The sequence below is a fragment of the Thauera mechernichensis genome (genome assembly GCF_029588855.1).
Taxonomy (GTDB): Bacteria; Pseudomonadota; Gammaproteobacteria; order Burkholderiales; family Rhodocyclaceae; genus Thauera; species Thauera mechernichensis.
Map to the genome: position 1 here is coordinate 403414 of NZ_JARQZE010000004.1, position 16121 is coordinate 419534.

The following is a 16121-nucleotide window of genomic DNA, read 5'->3' on the forward strand; positions in this document are numbered from 1 at the left end:
TAAATAGCACGCGAGATGCCGATGGGTGTCACCATTGCGATCGACTGCATGGGTGGCGATCATGGTCCGGTCGTGACCGTGCCTGCCGCACTTGCCTTCCTGCGCCGTCACCGGGACGCGAAGGTCATCCTGGTGGGGCTCGAGGAGGCGATCCGGCCCCTGCTCGTCAGCACTGCAAGCGAGTTCGGCGAACGAATCAGGGTACGACATGCCACCGAGGTGGTGGCGATGGACGACCCGCCGGCGATCGCGATGCGCACGAAGAAGGATTCTTCGATGCGCGTTGTCATGGATCTCGTCAAGGCGGGTGAAGCGAACGCCGCGGTTTCCGCCGGCAATACCGGTGCGCTGATGGCGATCTCGCGCTTCGTCCTCAAGACTTTGCCGGGTATCGATCGGCCTGCGATTGCGACTGTCCTGCCGTCAATGCATGGTCACACGTATGTGCTCGACCTCGGCGCCAATGTTGACTGCACGGCGGAGCATCTGCTTCAGTTTGGCGTCATGGGGGCGATGCTCGTAGCAGCGATCGAGCACAAGGAGCGCCCGACCGTGGGCTTGCTCAACATTGGCGAAGAGGTGATCAAGGGCAACGACGTCGTCAAGGAGGCAGGCGAACTGCTGCGCAACAGCGGCTTGAATTTCCAGGGCAATGTCGAAGGCAACGATATCTACGAAGGTACGGTGGACGTCGTCGTGTGCGATGGCTTTGTTGGCAATGTCGCGCTCAAGACCTCTGAAGGCCTCGCGCAGATGATCGGCGCTTTCCTGAAGCAGGAGTTCAAGCGCTCGCTGCTGACCAAGCTGATGGCAGTTGTGGCGCTTCCCGTTCTGAAGCGGTTCAAGCAGCGTGTCGATCACCGTCTCTACAACGGTGCGCCCTTGCTTGGGTTGCGCGGTGTCGTCCTGAAGAGCCATGGCTCAGCCGATGCGGTTGCCTTCGAGAATGCGTTGGGGCGAGCTGCCGAGGCGGCATCGAACCGGCTGATCGAGCGTATCACGGAGCGCATGGCGAGCATGAACGAGGTAAACGCATGATTTACGCACGCATCGCGGGAACGGGCAGTTACTTGCCGGGCGATCCGGTCACCAATGACGATCTGGTCGCGCGTGGAATCGATACCTCCAATGACTGGATCGTGAGTCGCTCGGGCATCCATAGCCGACACCTCGCCGCCGCCGACGTGGGGGCAAGCGATCTCGCCAAGCTCGCCGCCGAGCGAGCACTCGATGCTGCGGGCTGCGAAGCCGACGACATTGACCTGATCATCGTCGCCACATCCACGCCTGATTTCATCTTCCCGAGTACCGCCGCTCTGGTGCAGTCCAAGCTCGGTATCCGCAACGGCGGCGCTGCGTTTGACGTGCAGGCGGTGTGCAGCGGTTTCGTGTACGCGTTGAGCGTGGCCGAGAAGTTCATTCGTTCCGGTAGTCATACGCGTGCGCTAGTCATCGGTGCCGAGGTCTTCTCCCGCATTCTTGACTGGTCCGATCGGTCAACCTGTGTGTTGTTCGGTGATGGCGCCGGTGCGGTCGTGCTCGAAGCGTCGACGAGCCCCGGCATTCGCATGTCTGCCCTGCATGCCGACGGTAGTCATCATCCCATTCTCTGTGTGCCCGGTGGTGTGGCCTCCGGTCAAGTGATCGGCGATCCTTTTCTGCGCATGGACGGGCAGGCCGTGTTCAAGTTTGCCGTGAAGGTGCTTGGCGACGTCGCGCACGAGGTGCTCGAGCGCGCCGGGGAGTCCGCACAGAGCGTCGATTGGTTGATCCCGCATCAAGCCAATATCCGCATCATCCAGGCTACGGCCAAACGCCTCGGCCTGCCGATGGACAAGGTGGTGACCACCCTCGATCACCATGGCAATACATCGGCCGCCTCCATTCCGCTCGCGCTCGATGAGGCTGTGCGCTCGGGGCAGATCCGCCCCGGGCATCGACTCATTCTCGAGGGGGTCGGCGGTGGTTTCACCTGGGGCGCAGCCCTGGTCGATTTCTGAATCGCTTCCTGCTTTCACTTTTTTCTGATTGGTGGAGAACAGCATGGCATTTGCGCTGGTTTTTCCCGGCCAGGGTTCGCAGTCGGTCGGCATGATGGCCGCCTACGGCGAGTCGGCCGTCGTTCGTGACACGTTTGCCGAGGCTTCCGATGCCCTGGGCGAGGACTTGTGGGCCATGGTCTGCGACGGGCCGGCCGAGTGCCTGTCGCTGACGGTGAATACCCAGCCCCTGATGCTTACCGCAGGGGTGGCGACTTACCGCGCATGGATCGCGGCAGGTGGGCCCGCGCCCGCCCTGGTCGCCGGACACAGCCTGGGTGAGTATTCCGCGCTGGTTGCCGCTGGTGCGCTGGCCTTTGCCGATGCCGTTCCGCTGGTGCGCTTCCGCGCCCAGGCGATGCAGGAGGCGGTGCCGGCCGGCGAAGGTGCAATGGCTGCGGTGATGGGGCTCGAGGCTGACGCGGTGCGAGAAGCCTGCGCCGAGGCGGCCCAGGGCCAGGTGGTCGAGGCTGCGAATCTCAACGCGCCTGGGCAGATCGTCATCGCGGGTGCGAAGGCGGCTGTCGAGCGTGCAAGCGAGATCGCCAAGGCAAAAGGTGCCAAGCGCGCCGTGCTGCTTCCGGTGTCGGCGCCGTTTCATTGTGCGCTGATGCGCCCGGCCGCGGAGCGTCTTGCCGAGCGCCTGGCAACGGTGGCTGTCTCCACACCCACGATCGGTGTCATCAACAACGTTGACGTGGCCGTCTATGATGAGCCTGAGAAGATTCGCGATGCACTCGTTCGCCAGGCCTATTCTCCGGTGCGCTGGATCGAACTGGTGCAGGAGATGGCGCGCCGTGGAATGAGCCATGTGATCGAATGCGGTCCGGGCAAGGTGCTGGCAGGCATGACCAAGCGCATCGCCAAGGAAGTCGAAGGAGGTTCGGCACACGATGCGGCCAGCCTCGAACAATCCATCGCCGCAGTGAGGTAACGCATGAGCTTTTCGCTTGAAGGGCAGGTCGCACTCGTTACTGGCGCCTCCCGCGGCATCGGCCGCGCGGTAGCGCTCGAGTTGGCGCGGCTTGGTGCCATCGTTGTGGGCACGGCAACCTCCGCCTCCGGCGCTGCCGACATTGCGGCTGCGCTTGCCGAGTTGGGTGCCAAGGGGACAGGGCTGGCGCTGAATGTGACCGATGCCAACGCCTGTGAGGCGCTGATCGGCGACATCGAGAAGCAGTTCGGTGCGGTTACCATCCTGGTCAACAATGCTGGCATCACTCGCGACAACCTTGCGATGCGCATGAAGGATGAGGAGTGGGATGCGGTTATCGACACCAATCTGCGCGCTGTGTTTCGCATGAGCAAGCTCGTCATGCGCGGCATGATGAAGGCGCGCAATGGTCGCATCATCAACATCACTTCGGTGGTGGCGAGTGCCGGCAATCCCGGACAGGCCAACTACGCAGCGGCCAAGGCCGGTGTGGCCGGCATGACGCGCGCACTGGCGCGCGAGTTGGGCAGCCGCAACATCACGGTCAATTGCGTGGCGCCTGGCTTCATCGACACCGACATGACGCGTGCGCTGCCCGAGGCGGCACGCGATGCGCTGCTAGGCAACATTGCTCTTGGCCGTCTGGGTCGTCCCGAGGAGATCGCCGCTGCGGTCGCCTTCCTGGCCTCTCCTGCCGCCGCCTATGTGACCGGAACCACGCTGCACGTCAATGGTGGTATGTACATGTCCTGATAACGGATCGGGATAGCGGTTCCCCGGCGTTTTGGTAGAATACGCCGGCTTTTTTTCAATACACCTGTCACCCTCAGGAAGGAGTTGGTTCATGGAGAACATCGAACAGCGCGTCAAGAAGATCGTCGCTGAGCAACTTGGCGTGAACGAATCGGAGATCAAGACCGAATCTTCGTTCGTCGATGATCTGGGCGCGGATTCGCTGGACACCGTGGAACTCGTCATGGCGCTGGAAGAAGAGTTCGAGTGCGAGATTCCGGACGAAGAGGCCGAGAAGATCACCACCGTCCAGCAGGCGATCGACTACGTCAACGCCCACCTCAAGAAGTAAGCAGCATCAGCGCTTTCAAGGCGTAGCCTGTCCGGTTGCCGCGTTTGCGCGTGGCCCCGGGCAGGTCAGTTTTACCCTTTTCATCGTTTCATATCGGAGTTGCCTGTGTCGCGTCGCAGAGTCGTCGTCACCGGTCTGGGCGTCATTTCGCCGGTCGGAAATACCGTCCAGGAAGCCTGGGCAAATATTCTTGCCGGCAAGAGTGGTATCGGCCCCATCACGCGCTTTGATGCCAGCGGATTCGCAGCACGCATCGCAGGCGAGGTGAAGGGCTTCGACGTTTCGGCCTACCTGTCGCCCAAAGAGGCGCGCCGCATGGATGTCTTCATCCACTACGGCATGGCGGCGGGCATCCAGGCAATCCGCGATTCCGGCATCGAGGTCAATGAGACCAATGCCGACCGGATTGGCGTGAACATCGGATCGGGCATTGGTGGCCTGCCGATGATTGAAGACACGCATAACGACTACCTCAACGGTGGTCCGCGCAAGATCTCGCCCTTCTTCATTCCGGGCACCATCATCAACATGATCTCGGGCAACCTCTCGATCATGCATGGCATGAAGGGGCCCAACCTGTCCGTCGTGACTGCGTGTACGACCGGCCTGCACGCCATCGGCATGAGTGCGCGCATGATCGAGTACGGTGACGCCGACGTGATGGTATGCGGCGGCGCCGAATCGACTGTCACGCATCTCGCGATCGGTGGCTTCGGTTCGGCAAAGGCATTGTCGACCCGCAATGACGATCCCGCCACGGCTAGCCGCCCCTGGGACAAGGATCGTGATGGCTTCGTGCTTGGCGAGGGGGCGGGCGTCCTGGTCATCGAAGAGTACGAGCACGCGGTCAAGCGCGGTGCGAAGATCTATGCCGAGCTTGCGGGCTTCGGCATGAGCGGTGACGCCTACCACATGACGGCGCCCGATACCGATGGGCCGCGGCGCAGTATGGTCAATGCGATGAGGAACGCCGGCGTCAATGCCGACGAGGTGCACTATCTCAACGCACACGGCACCTCGACGCCGCTCGGTGACAAGAACGAGACCGAGGCGATCAAGCTTGCCTTTGGTGTCGATGCGGCGCGCAAGCTCGTCGTGAACTCCACCAAGTCGATGACCGGGCATCTGCTCGGTGGGGCCGGTGGTCTGGAGTCGGTTTTGACGGTGCTTGCCGTGCATCATCAGGTCTCGCCGCCCACCATCAATATCTTCGAGCAGGATCCGGAGTGCGATCTCGACTACTGCGCCAATGTGGCGCGGCCGATGAAGATCGATGTCGCCCTCAAGAACAACTTCGGCTTTGGCGGTACAAACGGCACCCTGGTTTTCCGCCGGATTTGATGGCGATATGCATGGCCTCCCATGCATGAGCCGCTGATCATTGCATTGCGCCCCTCCCCGGGGGTGATGGCGTCAGTGTCGGTCGCGCATGTCGCGGCTGCACTGGCGCTTTTTCATGTCCCTGCGTTTGGACTCGAGGCACTGCTCGGCGGGCAGGGTGTGATGCAGGCGGTCATCGCCGGTGGCGCTGGCTGCGTGCTGTTCGCCTCGCTGATCAGGGCGTTGGTCCAGGAGTGGCGCAAAAGGAGGCTGCACCTGGCACTGAACGAGGCGGGTGAGATTTCACTTCTGCAGCCAGCCGCTCCGCCATTGCGGGGAAGGGTGGCGCCGCATTCGATCGTGGTGTTCGAATGGGCCGTGTGGTTTCAGTCGTGCCTGGAGTTCGAGGGGCGTCTGCGTCCAGGTCGCTCGCGGCGCTTCATGATCGTGGCTGCAAATCTCGATGCACAACAATGGCGCGGGCTGCGCATCTGGCTGCGTCATGAGGCCGTGCGTGCCGATGCTCCCGATGGGCGTGCCGCCTGACCCGGCACAGGGTGTGCCGGGCAGTGTCAGCCTTGTGCGGAGCGCTTGGCCTTTGGCGGGCGAAGGATGGTGTCCCGCGGGCGGGCGAGCGTCTCAGGGAAGTCGTTGGAGTAATGAAGTCCGCGACTTTCCTTGCGCTTGAGGGCGCAGCGCACGATGAGGTCGGCAGTGACCACGAGGTTGCGCAGTTCGATCAGGTCGTTGCTCACGCGGAAATGGCTGTAGAACTCGTGGATCTCGCTGGCCAGCAGGCGAATCCGGTGCTGGGCGCGGAGGAGGCGCTTGGTGGTGCGCACAATGCCGACGTAGTCCCACATCGCGCGCCTCAGTTCAGCCCAGTTGTGGGTGATGACCACTTCCTCGTCGGCGTCGGTGACCCGGCTCTCGTCCCAGTCGGGTAGTACGGGCGGTTGCGTGCGCGGCTTGGACAAGATGTCCTCGGCGGCCGCTTCGCCAAATACCAGGCACTCCAGCAGCGAGTTGCTGGCGAGGCGGTTGGCGCCATGAAGTCCGGTGAACGCCGACTCGCCAACGGCGTACAACCCCGGTACGTCGGTCCGTGCAGCGAGGTCGGTAACGATGCCGCCGCAGGAATAGTGCGCAGCCGGTACGACCGGAATCGGTTCGCGGGTGATGTCTATCCCAAGCTCGAGGCAGCGCCGGTAAATGTTCGGAAAGTGACCGCGAAGCCACTCTGCCGGCTTGTGGCTGATGTCGAGGTAGACGCAGTCCAGGCCGCGCTTCTTCATTTCGAAGTCGATCGCCCGCGCAACCACATCGCGCGGCGCAAGCTCTTCGCGAGGGTCGTGGTCAGGCATGAAGCGCGTGCCGTCGGGTAGCTTTAGAAGTCCGCCCTCTCCGCGTACGGCTTCCGATATCAGGAACGATTTTGCATGAGGGTGGTAGAGGCAGGTCGGATGGAACTGGATGAACTCCATGTTCCCGACTCGACAGCCTGCTCGCCACGCCATGGCTACGCCGTCACCGGTGGCGACGTCCGGATTCGTCGTGTACAGATAGACCTTGCCGGTGCCGCCCGTGGCCAGCACTGTGTTGCGCGCCGCAAACGTCACCACGCGATCGGCATCGATATCCAGTACGTAGGCGCCGAGGCAGCCTGCCCCGGGCTGGCCCACCTTGTCGCCGATCACGAGGTCGACTGCGATGTGCTGCTCGAAGACGTCAATGTTCGGATGTGCGCTCACCTGCGCGCCGAGCGTCGATTGCACCGCGGCCCCGGTGGCGTCGGCAGCATGGATGATGCGCCGGTGGGAGTGTCCGCCTTCGCGCGTGAGATGGTAGCCGAGCCTGGAGTCCGCCTCGCGCGTGAAGGGTACGCCGCGGTCGATGAGCCAGTCGATCGCACGCTTGCCGTTTTCGACGACCAGTCGTGTGGAGCGCGGATTGCACAGCTCGGCGCCGGCGACGAAGGTGTCGCGCACATGCGCTTCGACGCTGTCTGCAGTATCGAGTACGGCGGCAATGCCGCCCTGCGCCCAGTTGCTCGCGCTGTCCGAAAGCTCGCGCTTGGTCACGAGGGCGACGCGCATGCTGTCGGCGAGGCGCAGTGCCATCGACTGCCCGGCGGTGCCGCTGCCAAGGATGAGTACGTCGTACTGTTTCAGCAAGATGTCGCTCTGGCTCGTGGGAAGGGGCGAAATATAGCATGTCGCGGCGCCTTGCCGCGTGGCCAGGCCCGGTGGAGCGTACGGGCAGGGGACCGGTAAGTCCTGATCGAATGACCCTGCCGGGGGCTGAACTATTTTAACGGCCGCCTGTCTTGAACCATGTCTTCGATTGCTGCTGATTGCCCACTCGGTCGCTTATAATCCGGACGCTTCATATTCTGAATATCCGGAAGAACTTATTACATGAGCGATCGTGAGCTCGATCAGCAACTCGTCGAGCGCGTACAGCGCGGCGACAAGCAGGCATTCGGCTTGCTGGTATCCAAGTACCAGCGCAAGCTGAAGCGTTTGTTGTCGCGTCTGATCCGCGATCCCGCCGAAGTCGAGGACGTTGCGCAGGAGACCTTCATCAAGGCCTACCGGGCGTTGGGTTCTTTCCGCGGAGACAGTGCTTTTTACACATGGCTTTACCGGATCGGAGTCAATACGGCGAAGAACTACCTGGTATCTCAGGGCAGAAGAGCGCCGACATCGACCAGCTTCGACTCGGAAGAGGCCGAGACCTTCGAGGATGGAGACCAGTTGCGGGACATCAACACGCCCGAGCGTTTGTTGATGACACGCCAGATCGGCGAGGCCGTCGAGGGGGCAATGGGCGATCTGCCCGAGGAGTTGAGGACGGCGATCATGCTGCGGGAGTTCGAGGGTCTGAGCTACGAAGAGATCGCCAGCATCATGGAGTGCCCCATAGGCACGGTGCGCTCGCGGATCTTCCGCGCGCGTGAAGCGATTGCAGAGCGTCTGCGGCCGTTGCTCGACACGGCGCCGGACAAACGTTGGTAGGTGGCAGACATGAAGGACAAGGTATCGGCGTTGCTTGATGGAGATCTCGACGAGCAGGCCACGCGTTCGGTCATCGAGCGCATGGGGGTCGATTCGGGACTGCAGCGGCAGTGGGATGCATATTGTTTGATCGGCGATGCGATCCGCGGCGATCGCTTCGGCTCGAGTGATTTCGTCGATCGCGTGATGGCCCGGCTCGACGACGAGCCGACCGTTCTTGCTCCCCGGCCTGCTGCCGGCGACAGCGTCAGGCGGTCGGTCTGGCAGTCCTTGTTGCCGATCGCTGCGTCGGTGATGGGTGTGGCCGCGGTGGGACTCGTGGCTGCAACGCTCTACTCCCAGGACGATCGCGCACCTGCGAAGCTGGCGAGCGAGGCTGCCAAGGTTCAGGTGGTGGCTGCGCCGGCCGTGCGTGCGTCGGTCCAGCCGGTGGGCCTGGACCCGCATCGCGAATATGTGTTTGCGCATCAGGGCCTGAGCGGCGTCGGTCCGCTGCCCGCTGGCGTGCAGTACGTGAGGACTGTTTCCGATCAGCGCCAGGGAACGGGCCGATGAGGTTCAGCGCAGCCGTACTGACCGCCTGCGCCTTGCTGCTGCAAACGCCTGCTCACGCCGAAGGACCCTCGGACCCGTTGTCCTGGCTCGGCAGGATCCAGTCCGCAGGGCAGCGCCTCAATTACGTTGGAACGTTCGTTTATCAGTCGGGTGGGCATGTCGAGACATCTCGCGTTGCTCACCGTGTCGATGCGGCAGGTGCCCTCGAGCGGCTAGAGGTGCTCGATGGCAGTCCGCGGGAGATCATCCGCCGCGGCAATGAAGTGCACTGCGTTCTTCCCGATGAGCGCACCGTCATCATCGACCAGGCCAGCGGCAGGCGCGCCTTTCCAGCCCGTCTGCCGGCAAGTCTGACCGACCTCGCGGAGTACTACCGGATCCGCAAGGGTGAGTTGAGCAGGGTCGCGGGCTACGAGGCTCAGGCCATCGTGCTCGATCCGCGTGACGACCTCCGCTACGGCCACACGCTGTGGGCCGAAGTGCAGAGCGGGCTGTTGCTCAAATCGCGCATGGTGGACGAGCATGGCTTGCTCATAGAGCAGTTCAGTTTCAGCGACATCCGCATTGGCGGCGATGTCGATGCGGCCTTGCTCGAGTCCCGCTTCACGCCCGATGGCGACTGGAAGGTTGTCAACGCGCGCGGCGACGACATGCCCAAGACAGAAGCCGGGTGGGCACTGACCGAGCCGCTGCCGGGCTATTTGCTCACTTCGGTCATGAAACGGCCCTTGGGGCGTGACCGCGGGCAGGCGGTGCACATGGTGTTCAGTGACGGACTGGCGGCTATTTCGGTCTTCATCGAACCGGTTGGCGATGGGTCCGAGATCGGTTTGGGGCCGGTGTCGACCGGGGCCATCAACATCTACAAGCGCGCCCAGGATGGCCATCTGGTAACGGCGCTGGGCGAGGCGCCCGAGCGCGCGGTGCGCCATGTGGGCGACCACATTCGTCCGGTGTCGCGGTGATGCAGGCTCGGGCGCGGGTGCTGAGGGTCGAGCGTGGCACGGCTTGGGTGAAGCTGAGCGACAAGGCGGGTGGTTGCGGGCGTTGCGACGAACCTGGTGGCTGCCGGTCAATGCAGATCACGCAGGCGCTCGGTGCAGGCAAGGATGAGTTTGCGCTGCCGCTGGTTCCCGGCATCGGTCCGGGCGACGACGTCGTGATCAGTATCCCCGACGGCGCGGCGCTGCGCGCGGCGCTTGCCAGTTATGGCCTGGCGACCGTGCTGCTGGTTTCGGGCGCAGGTCTTGGTGGTCTATTCGCTGATGGGCGTTCGGGCGATACGTATGCGCTCGCGGGGGGGCTTGCCGGCTTGCTGCTGGCGTGGGCGACGAACAGAGTGCTCGCGCGCAGCAGGAACTGGCGTCTGGGCCTGCGCATGGACCTGGCGCCGGCCTCTGCGTGTGTGCAGGGCGGCCCGCAGCGGTGATGGCGCGGATGCCCGCAGTTTCCGGCGTGGGGGCGCTCCTGCGCTTGCTGGTTCTGTTCGCGTGCCTCAGTGCTTTCGGTGCGCCGACGTGGGCGGCCAGTGTCGCCTTGCCGGACTTCACCCGTCTGGTGGAGAAGCAGGGTGCAGCTGTGGTCAATGTCAGCACCAGGCAGGCGCGCAAGGCGGCCAGCCGCCTGCCGTTCCAGGTTCCCGAGCTCAACGAGTCGGACCCGATGTTCGACTTTTTCCGCAAGTTCATTCCGCGCACCCCGGAGGCACCGGGTGGTGACCCTGACAACCAGTCGCTCGGTTCAGGGTTCATCATCAGTGCCGATGGCTACATCCTGACCAACGCACATGTGATCGAGGAGGCCGAGGAGATTCTCGTTCGCCTCGCTGACAAGCGTGAGTACAGCGCCGAAGTCATCGGCGCCGATGCACGCAGTGACGTCGCATTGATCCGCATCGACGCAAGCGATCTGCCTCACGTCGTGTTCGGGAATCCCGATGCGCTGAAGGTTGGCGAGTGGGTGCTCGCGATCGGTTCGCCCTTCGGCTTCGAACAGTCGGTTACCGCAGGCATCGTGAGTGCAAAGGGGCGTAGCCTGCCGGATGAGAACTTCGTGCCCTTCATCCAGACCGACGTCGCGATCAATCCTGGCAACTCGGGCGGTCCATTGTTCAATCTGCGGGGTGAGGTCGTCGGTATCAACTCGCAGATCTACAGCCGTACGGGTGGGTTCATGGGCTTGTCGTTTGCGATCCCGATCGATCTGGCGATGGATATCCAGCAGCAACTGCGCGCCTCGGGCAGGGTGCAACGCGGTCGCATCGGGGTGTCGATCCAGGAGGTCACGCGCGCACTTGCCGACAGCTTTGGGCTGATGCGTGCCGCAGGGGCATTGGTAAGTGCCGTCGAGCCCGAAGGGCCTGCCGCGCGCGGCGGTGTCGAGCAGGGCGACATCATTGTCCGCTTCAATGGCCGCCCGGTGGAAAACTCGGCCGATCTCCCGCGTATCGTGGCAGCGGCACGTCCGGGGCAGGAGGTCGACGTCGACATCCATCGCGCTGGTGCGGCACGCGCGTTGAAGATTACGGTTGGCGAGTGGGAGGATCCTGAGGCGGAAGAGGCCGAGGAGCTCAGCGGCGATCCCGGTGGGGCAGCCAATGCACTCGGTCTGGATCTGGTGGTGCCGACACCTGCGCAGCGCCGCGAGGGCAAGGTCGACCAGGGGTTATTGGTGCAGCGCGTACAGGGTGCCGCAGCGCGGGCCGAGATCGTTCCTGGCGACGTTGCACTCGCAATGGTGGTTGCCAGCCGTCATGTAAAGCTCGACACCCTGGATGCGTACAATCATGTGTTGGGTGAGCTGCGCCCCGGTCAGCAGGTGAGTGTGCTCATCCGGCGAGCCGACTTTGTTTCCTACGTGAGCTTGAGAGTGGAGAAATGACGGGAATGGCCGGGGGCAAGGTATTTACCGTGCTGAGTCGGGAGTGGTGCCACCTCTGTCACGACCTTGTCGCTGCGCTCGAGCCCATCGCGGCTGAGCATGGCTGGCGGATCGAGGTGGTCGACGTGGACCAGGATGCGGTCCTTGAGGCACGCTGGGATGAACTTGTCCCTGTATTGCTTCACGGCGAGCACGAACTCTGCCACTACCACCTCGATGAGCCTGCGGTGCGCGCTTATTGCAGCCGTTTTCCGCTAGAATCACGGGCTTGACAAGGCCAACCATTCCGAAAACGGGTGCTGCAAGGCACCCTTTCTGAACCATATCCGCAACTGAGTCAAGCACCTCCAGCAATGGCGCGGTGTCTAGCCTGATTCCACTCGTTGCGCTTTCTCGCATACCCGCTTTTCTACCCGCACTTCCAGCCGCTATCCCCTCGCATGGGGTGGGAGCACCATTGAAAAACCCCCTTGCGGGGGCTAGGTGCCTTCGGTCGGTGCTTGGCGTGGTCAGGCGGTGCAGGTTTCCGCTACCGCATCCACTAGGTCCGCTAGGGCCTTCGCGCGCACCGTCAGACGGTCGCGTTCGAGCAGTGCGGGGTACTCCTCCATCCACTGGTCTGCGGCTTCTACGTCGCCGTGCAGCATCGCGTGTGCCTTGAAGATCATCGCGCTCTCAGTCGCGGTCGCGTTTCGAACAGCCAGCGCCAGGACTAGGTCAGTCTCTTCAGCACGGAGCAGGGTAGCCACGAAGCGTGCAGCGGCGGCGGCGGGGAAGGTGGAGCAGGTAAGATGCAGGTCAGCCATGATCGACTCCTTATCAGTCGGTGGTGGTCAGGCGGTCGGGGAGTTGCCGCTCCCCGATTCGCCGCTTATCCCGTATGGGATGACTTCACTATAGACGGCCTGACACGTCATGGCAAGTAAATAGTCAATTAAAACAGTGGCTTACATGTATACACATGGGGGTTCTGTTGCTCCCCTCCTACCCCGCGCGCCATGCACTGAGGTGCGCCCCGTGCCCGACCGACTGCCCCTCACCCCAGGGGGATGGTCCACAGCTTCGGCACCCCCCGCCCCAGCATAAGTGTTGCTCTTACAGCGGGGCCAGAAAAATCCATGCTGTAAAGTCGTTCATGCCATCGGCCTGACGCTATGATAGGTGCACCCGCCCCGGCTCGGTTTACATAACGTGCTTGGACGGTATCTCTGCATCGCTTCACCCCCACAATGAAGCCGTTTACTTCAGGGAGGTAGGGCCATGGACGACAAGCCCAGCAGGGCGCAGCGTATGGCGAAGCAGTTGGAGACCGACAAGGGCCGTCTGATTGCACAGGGGGTGCTGCCGGTGGAGACCGCGCACAAGCAGGTCAAGGCAGCGGACAAGGAAACGCCCGAACAGCGTGCCAAGCGGCGCGCCGCGGTGGCGAAACTGCGGTCTTTCTTCGACTGAGGGGGCGCTAGACATGGGATTTTTCGGTTCTCTGACGGGTTGGGATCAGTCGAACGCCGCGATCAACGCCCTCTTGGGCGTGCGTTACTTAAAGAACGCCGATCCATCCGAGCGCCGCGCGGTGGTGGATCAAATCGTGAAGATCATCCAGACGGTACAACCTCGCTTAACGCGGGAGCAGATCCTTACTGACTTCAGTAAGCGGGGAATCGTCTCGCAGATGGGTTTCGTCGCTCTTGCCTGCGATTACCTCGGGGTTCCACCTCCTATCAGGGGCAACGTCTGGACAGTGTTCAAGAACCCCTACCTTATCGGCGAGCAGGTCACCGAGAGTCACATTCAGGCGGCGCAATACGCACTGTTAAAGCAAGACGGTGTGAAGGTTGAGTGGCCCGGTTGTAACGCCTGCCTTGATTTCCGCATGATGGGTGGCGCTGATCCTGAACCCTATGGCGGCGGTGATGAGTACGATGACGAACTAGAAGGTAATAGAAAGCTCGTTACCGAAGAAGATGAAGAGGCCTACGGTTCTGACTTAGTCGACTTTGTACGGCGGATTGCAGCCGACAGTTGGGCGGTTGGCAACTCCTTCCTGCTCCGAGAAGGTGAGGGTGATTCTGTCAAGGCGGATGACATCGAGGCTTTCGGCGGGGATATGGCGTATCTGGTCAGGCGGATGGCTGAGCTCGCGCGTGCGCTGCTTGGTAGGCCGAGTCCAAATTTCAGTCGGTGTCCGCTTGGTTCAAAAAAAGATGTAGACGCCTACGGCGCCGAACTGCTGGAGCTTATTGAAAGGATTATTCTGGACCAGTACGAAGCGCCCCACATGAAGGGCATTCTGCTCGACGTGTTCGTTCGCGAGGCGTGATATCTGGAGAACCGCAATCCCGCTTGCCTCAGAGTACATGCCTATGAAATGGCTACGCCTATTCGTCTCGTGGGTCGCATTCGCGCAAGCTGGTGCTACCTTCGCTGCATACCGAATCATTGCAGAGGATATGGCCTCTGACGGTTATGCAAGCTCCTCGGTGGGAAGCGGCGGACTTAACTTAATCATAGGTGTCCTTTTCCTCCTTGCCTGTGTGTGCGGACTCGTCTTTGGTTCGAAGCGGACTCGGGTTTTCGTGGCGCTCGCTGTCGGGCTGCCCGTTTTCTTGGGGTTCATGTACGAGCGTCTTTGGTTCATGAGCATGATGTTCATGTGGATACCAGCGATGTGGGTCAGCGACTGGTTGGCCGGAGACGAGCCGCGGCCACCGGAGAGCGGTGAGAACGCTGATTGCCGTGTCAGCCCCAAGGCGCCACAGGGCCAATATGTAAATAGTAGTGAGCCTTCTGTCGCAGATAGTCGCGTAACCGAGTGCCCCTCGTGCCATGAACGGTTTGTCATAGACGAGGGGGCGGTGTGGCTTCACTCAACAGTTTGCCGTTGTCCGAAATGCCGTCAGGCGGTCAATGTGGCTTGATGCTACGTGATCTGCTACCCGTGAAAGCTCTGCACACAACCCCCTGCGCTTCAGCTCCCCGTCGAGCCAGACGCACAGGTTGTCGGTCTTTTTCACGGTCAGGCGTCCGTCGTTCTTCCGACTGTGCTTGATGATCCGCGCAGCGGTTTCTTCGATTAGGGCGAAAACTTCATCGCGAAGTAGTGCGCTTTGTATCTCGATTCCAATCGACGCCAGCAGGGCGGCGGCTCGATCCTCCGGTATCTGCAACGTTCTAACCCATCCTTCGAGGTCGCGTGCATCGCCCAGCATGGAGTTTTCAGATGACCCATCTGGGAACATGTGCAGTTCCATCGCGATGCCAGCCATGAGAATGATCAAGTCGCGCGCATCGTAAGCGAAGGCGTTAATGTGACCTCCACCGGAGCGCCGCACTCCCAGGTCAAAGACCGGGACATTTAAGACGCGCGCCCAGAAAAAATGCGCGGTTTCGTGGAGCGTGGCGTGCGTAAGGTTTTCGACGTGTGCTTCCTTGATGCCGGGGTGGCGTTCGATGATTGCGGCTCTTAGCTGTGGGTAGCTGTTCATTTTTACAGTCCTTTTTCGTTGTTGTTCGGGGGATACCAGACGGCGGGGTAACCCTCGTCGCCGTTCGACCAGTCGCGTTTCCTGCGCCAACCCAGCCGACGCAGTGCCTTACCCACATCGCCCGCTGATGGGTGCTGACGGATACGTCCGGCCAGTTGATGAACGAGCGGAGGGAGTCGGATTCCTTCGGCCTTGATGCTGTCGGGGATGTTGTCCAGGACTCGGCGCAAGCGGTCATCCAGGGGGGTGAGGCGGGCGCGCAGTTGCCGTTCCTTCTCCGCGGCTTTGCGTTGCTGGTCTGAGGTGTGCTGCCGGGCGATGTGCTCGACCGATGGAATGTTGGCAAGCATGTCGGTCATGAATGCGCGATGCTGTTTACTCATTTACAACCTCCAGATGTGGTGCCGGTGTGCTGCCTCGGTAGTGCCTCAGCAACTGCCTCAGGTAGAAAAAATGCTGAGGCGTGATGAAGCCCTGTGTTTGCGCGGGTTCTAGGCTTCTGCCTCACCTGCCTCAGCAATTTCTCTACTTGAGAGAGAAATATGGAGAAGAGAGCGCGTGCAACGCGCATGCGCACGAGGGGCCGGGACTTTCCCAAAACCGGTGAGGCAGGTGAGGCATCCAGTATTGGCGCGGGTTCTAGCTGAGGCACCTGCTGAGGCAGTGCTGAGGCGTCCCGCGTGTCGGCGCGCGTCTAAAACTACCCAGCGGTGCGCATTGAATTTTACCCAGGCACTTTAGCTGCTCGTCATGGAGCAGGCGATGTTCAGTGTAGTCGAGTTACTGACCGCGAGTGTGCGCAGAGAA

Annotated in this window: 19 protein-coding genes; 15 read left to right on the forward strand and 4 right to left on the reverse strand. The window is 62.0% G+C overall.

Annotation, left to right across the window (positions count from 1 at the left end; all coding sequences use genetic code 11):
• Positions 1–21 precede the first annotated feature (21 nt).
• From plsX to P7F68_RS08680, 7 genes are all read left to right on the forward strand, one after another.
• Positions 22–1038: a phosphate acyltransferase PlsX gene (gene plsX / locus P7F68_RS08650; RefSeq protein WP_002930049.1), complete on the forward strand. Its 1017-nt coding sequence runs from the start codon at positions 22–24 to the stop codon at positions 1036–1038.
• Positions 1035–2000, forward strand: a complete 966-nt coding sequence (locus P7F68_RS08655) for a beta-ketoacyl-ACP synthase III (protein WP_002930047.1) — start codon at positions 1035–1037, stop codon at positions 1998–2000. Before plsX ends, P7F68_RS08655 begins: the two co-directional genes overlap by 4 nt.
• A 43-nt stretch (positions 2001–2043) precedes the next feature.
• Positions 2044–2973, forward strand: coding sequence for an ACP S-malonyltransferase (gene fabD / locus P7F68_RS08660; protein ID WP_277832342.1), 930 nt, complete (start codon positions 2044–2046; stop codon positions 2971–2973).
• 3 nt (positions 2974–2976) lie between these two features.
• Positions 2977–3726 (forward strand): 3-oxoacyl-ACP reductase FabG, encoded by a 750-nt coding sequence (gene fabG / locus P7F68_RS08665; protein WP_002930043.1) that lies wholly within the window; start codon positions 2977–2979, stop codon positions 3724–3726.
• Positions 3727–3817: 91 nt separating this feature from the next.
• Positions 3818–4057 (forward strand): acyl carrier protein, encoded by a 240-nt coding sequence (gene acpP, locus P7F68_RS08670; protein ID WP_002930040.1) that lies wholly within the window; start codon positions 3818–3820, stop codon positions 4055–4057.
• A 105-nt stretch (positions 4058–4162) separates the two neighbouring features.
• A complete protein-coding gene (fabF, locus tag P7F68_RS08675) occupies positions 4163–5398 on the forward strand; it encodes a beta-ketoacyl-ACP synthase II (RefSeq protein WP_002930038.1) in 1236 nt (411 codons plus the stop codon).
• Positions 5399–5419: 21 nt separating this feature from the next.
• A complete protein-coding gene (locus tag P7F68_RS08680) occupies positions 5420–5923 on the forward strand; it encodes a hypothetical protein (RefSeq protein WP_270067982.1) in 504 nt (167 codons plus the stop codon).
• 26 nt (positions 5924–5949) lie between these two features.
• Here the strand turns inward: P7F68_RS08680 and nadB are convergent, their stop codons facing one another.
• The gene (gene nadB / locus P7F68_RS08685) at positions 5950–7551 is read right to left on the reverse strand and encodes an L-aspartate oxidase (RefSeq protein WP_277832352.1); all 1602 of its coding nucleotides are present in this window, start codon (positions 7549–7551) and stop codon (positions 5950–5952) included.
• A gap of 243 nt (positions 7552–7794) precedes the next feature.
• On the opposite strand from nadB, the gene rpoE reads away from it, so the two are divergent.
• Genes rpoE through P7F68_RS08715 form a run of 6 tightly spaced genes read left to right on the forward strand, consistent with a single transcriptional unit; the run spans position 7795 to position 12101 of the window.
• Entirely contained in the window at positions 7795–8394 is a 600-nt protein-coding gene (rpoE, locus tag P7F68_RS08690) for an RNA polymerase sigma factor RpoE (protein ID WP_277832355.1), read from the forward strand.
• 9 nt (positions 8395–8403) lie between these two features.
• Positions 8404–8949 (forward strand): sigma-E factor negative regulatory protein, encoded by a 546-nt coding sequence (locus P7F68_RS08695; RefSeq protein WP_002930023.1) that lies wholly within the window; start codon positions 8404–8406, stop codon positions 8947–8949.
• Positions 8946–9914: a MucB/RseB C-terminal domain-containing protein gene (locus P7F68_RS08700; RefSeq protein WP_277832357.1), complete on the forward strand. Its 969-nt coding sequence runs from the start codon at positions 8946–8948 to the stop codon at positions 9912–9914. The genes P7F68_RS08695 and P7F68_RS08700 overlap by 4 nt, the downstream gene beginning before the upstream one ends.
• On the forward strand, positions 9914–10378 hold the full coding sequence (locus P7F68_RS08705) for a SoxR reducing system RseC family protein (protein WP_277832359.1): 465 nt from the start codon (positions 9914–9916) through the stop codon (positions 10376–10378). Before P7F68_RS08700 ends, P7F68_RS08705 begins: the two co-directional genes overlap by 1 nt.
• Positions 10378–11829 carry a Do family serine endopeptidase gene (locus P7F68_RS08710; protein WP_277832361.1) on the forward strand — a complete coding sequence of 484 codons (1452 nt, stop codon included), beginning with the start codon at positions 10378–10380 and terminating at the stop codon, positions 11827–11829. Before P7F68_RS08705 ends, P7F68_RS08710 begins: the two co-directional genes overlap by 1 nt.
• A 5-nt stretch (positions 11830–11834) precedes the next feature.
• The gene (locus P7F68_RS08715; protein WP_002940525.1) at positions 11835–12101 is read left to right on the forward strand and encodes a glutaredoxin family protein; all 267 of its coding nucleotides are present in this window, start codon (positions 11835–11837) and stop codon (positions 12099–12101) included.
• 237 nt (positions 12102–12338) lie between these two features.
• Here the strand turns inward: P7F68_RS08715 and P7F68_RS08720 are convergent, their stop codons facing one another.
• Entirely contained in the window at positions 12339–12635 is a 297-nt protein-coding gene (locus P7F68_RS08720; protein ID WP_277832369.1) for a hypothetical protein, read from the reverse strand.
• A 454-nt stretch (positions 12636–13089) separates the two neighbouring features.
• Here P7F68_RS08720 and P7F68_RS08725 point away from each other — a divergent pair, with 454 nt between their 5' ends.
• The gene (locus P7F68_RS08725) at positions 13090–13281 is read left to right on the forward strand and encodes a hypothetical protein (RefSeq protein WP_277832371.1); all 192 of its coding nucleotides are present in this window, start codon (positions 13090–13092) and stop codon (positions 13279–13281) included.
• A 13-nt stretch (positions 13282–13294) separates the two neighbouring features.
• Positions 13295–14149: a hypothetical protein gene (locus tag P7F68_RS08730; protein ID WP_277832374.1), complete on the forward strand. Its 855-nt coding sequence runs from the start codon at positions 13295–13297 to the stop codon at positions 14147–14149.
• A 547-nt stretch (positions 14150–14696) separates the two neighbouring features.
• On the opposite strand, the gene P7F68_RS08735 is transcribed toward P7F68_RS08730, so the two are convergent.
• The gene (locus P7F68_RS08735) at positions 14697–15314 is read right to left on the reverse strand and encodes a histidine kinase (protein ID WP_277832375.1); all 618 of its coding nucleotides are present in this window, start codon (positions 15312–15314) and stop codon (positions 14697–14699) included.
• 2 nt (positions 15315–15316) lie between these two features.
• On the reverse strand, positions 15317–15697 hold the full coding sequence (locus P7F68_RS08740) for a hypothetical protein (RefSeq protein ID WP_277832377.1): 381 nt from the start codon (positions 15695–15697) through the stop codon (positions 15317–15319).
• Positions 15698–16121 lie beyond the last annotated feature (424 nt).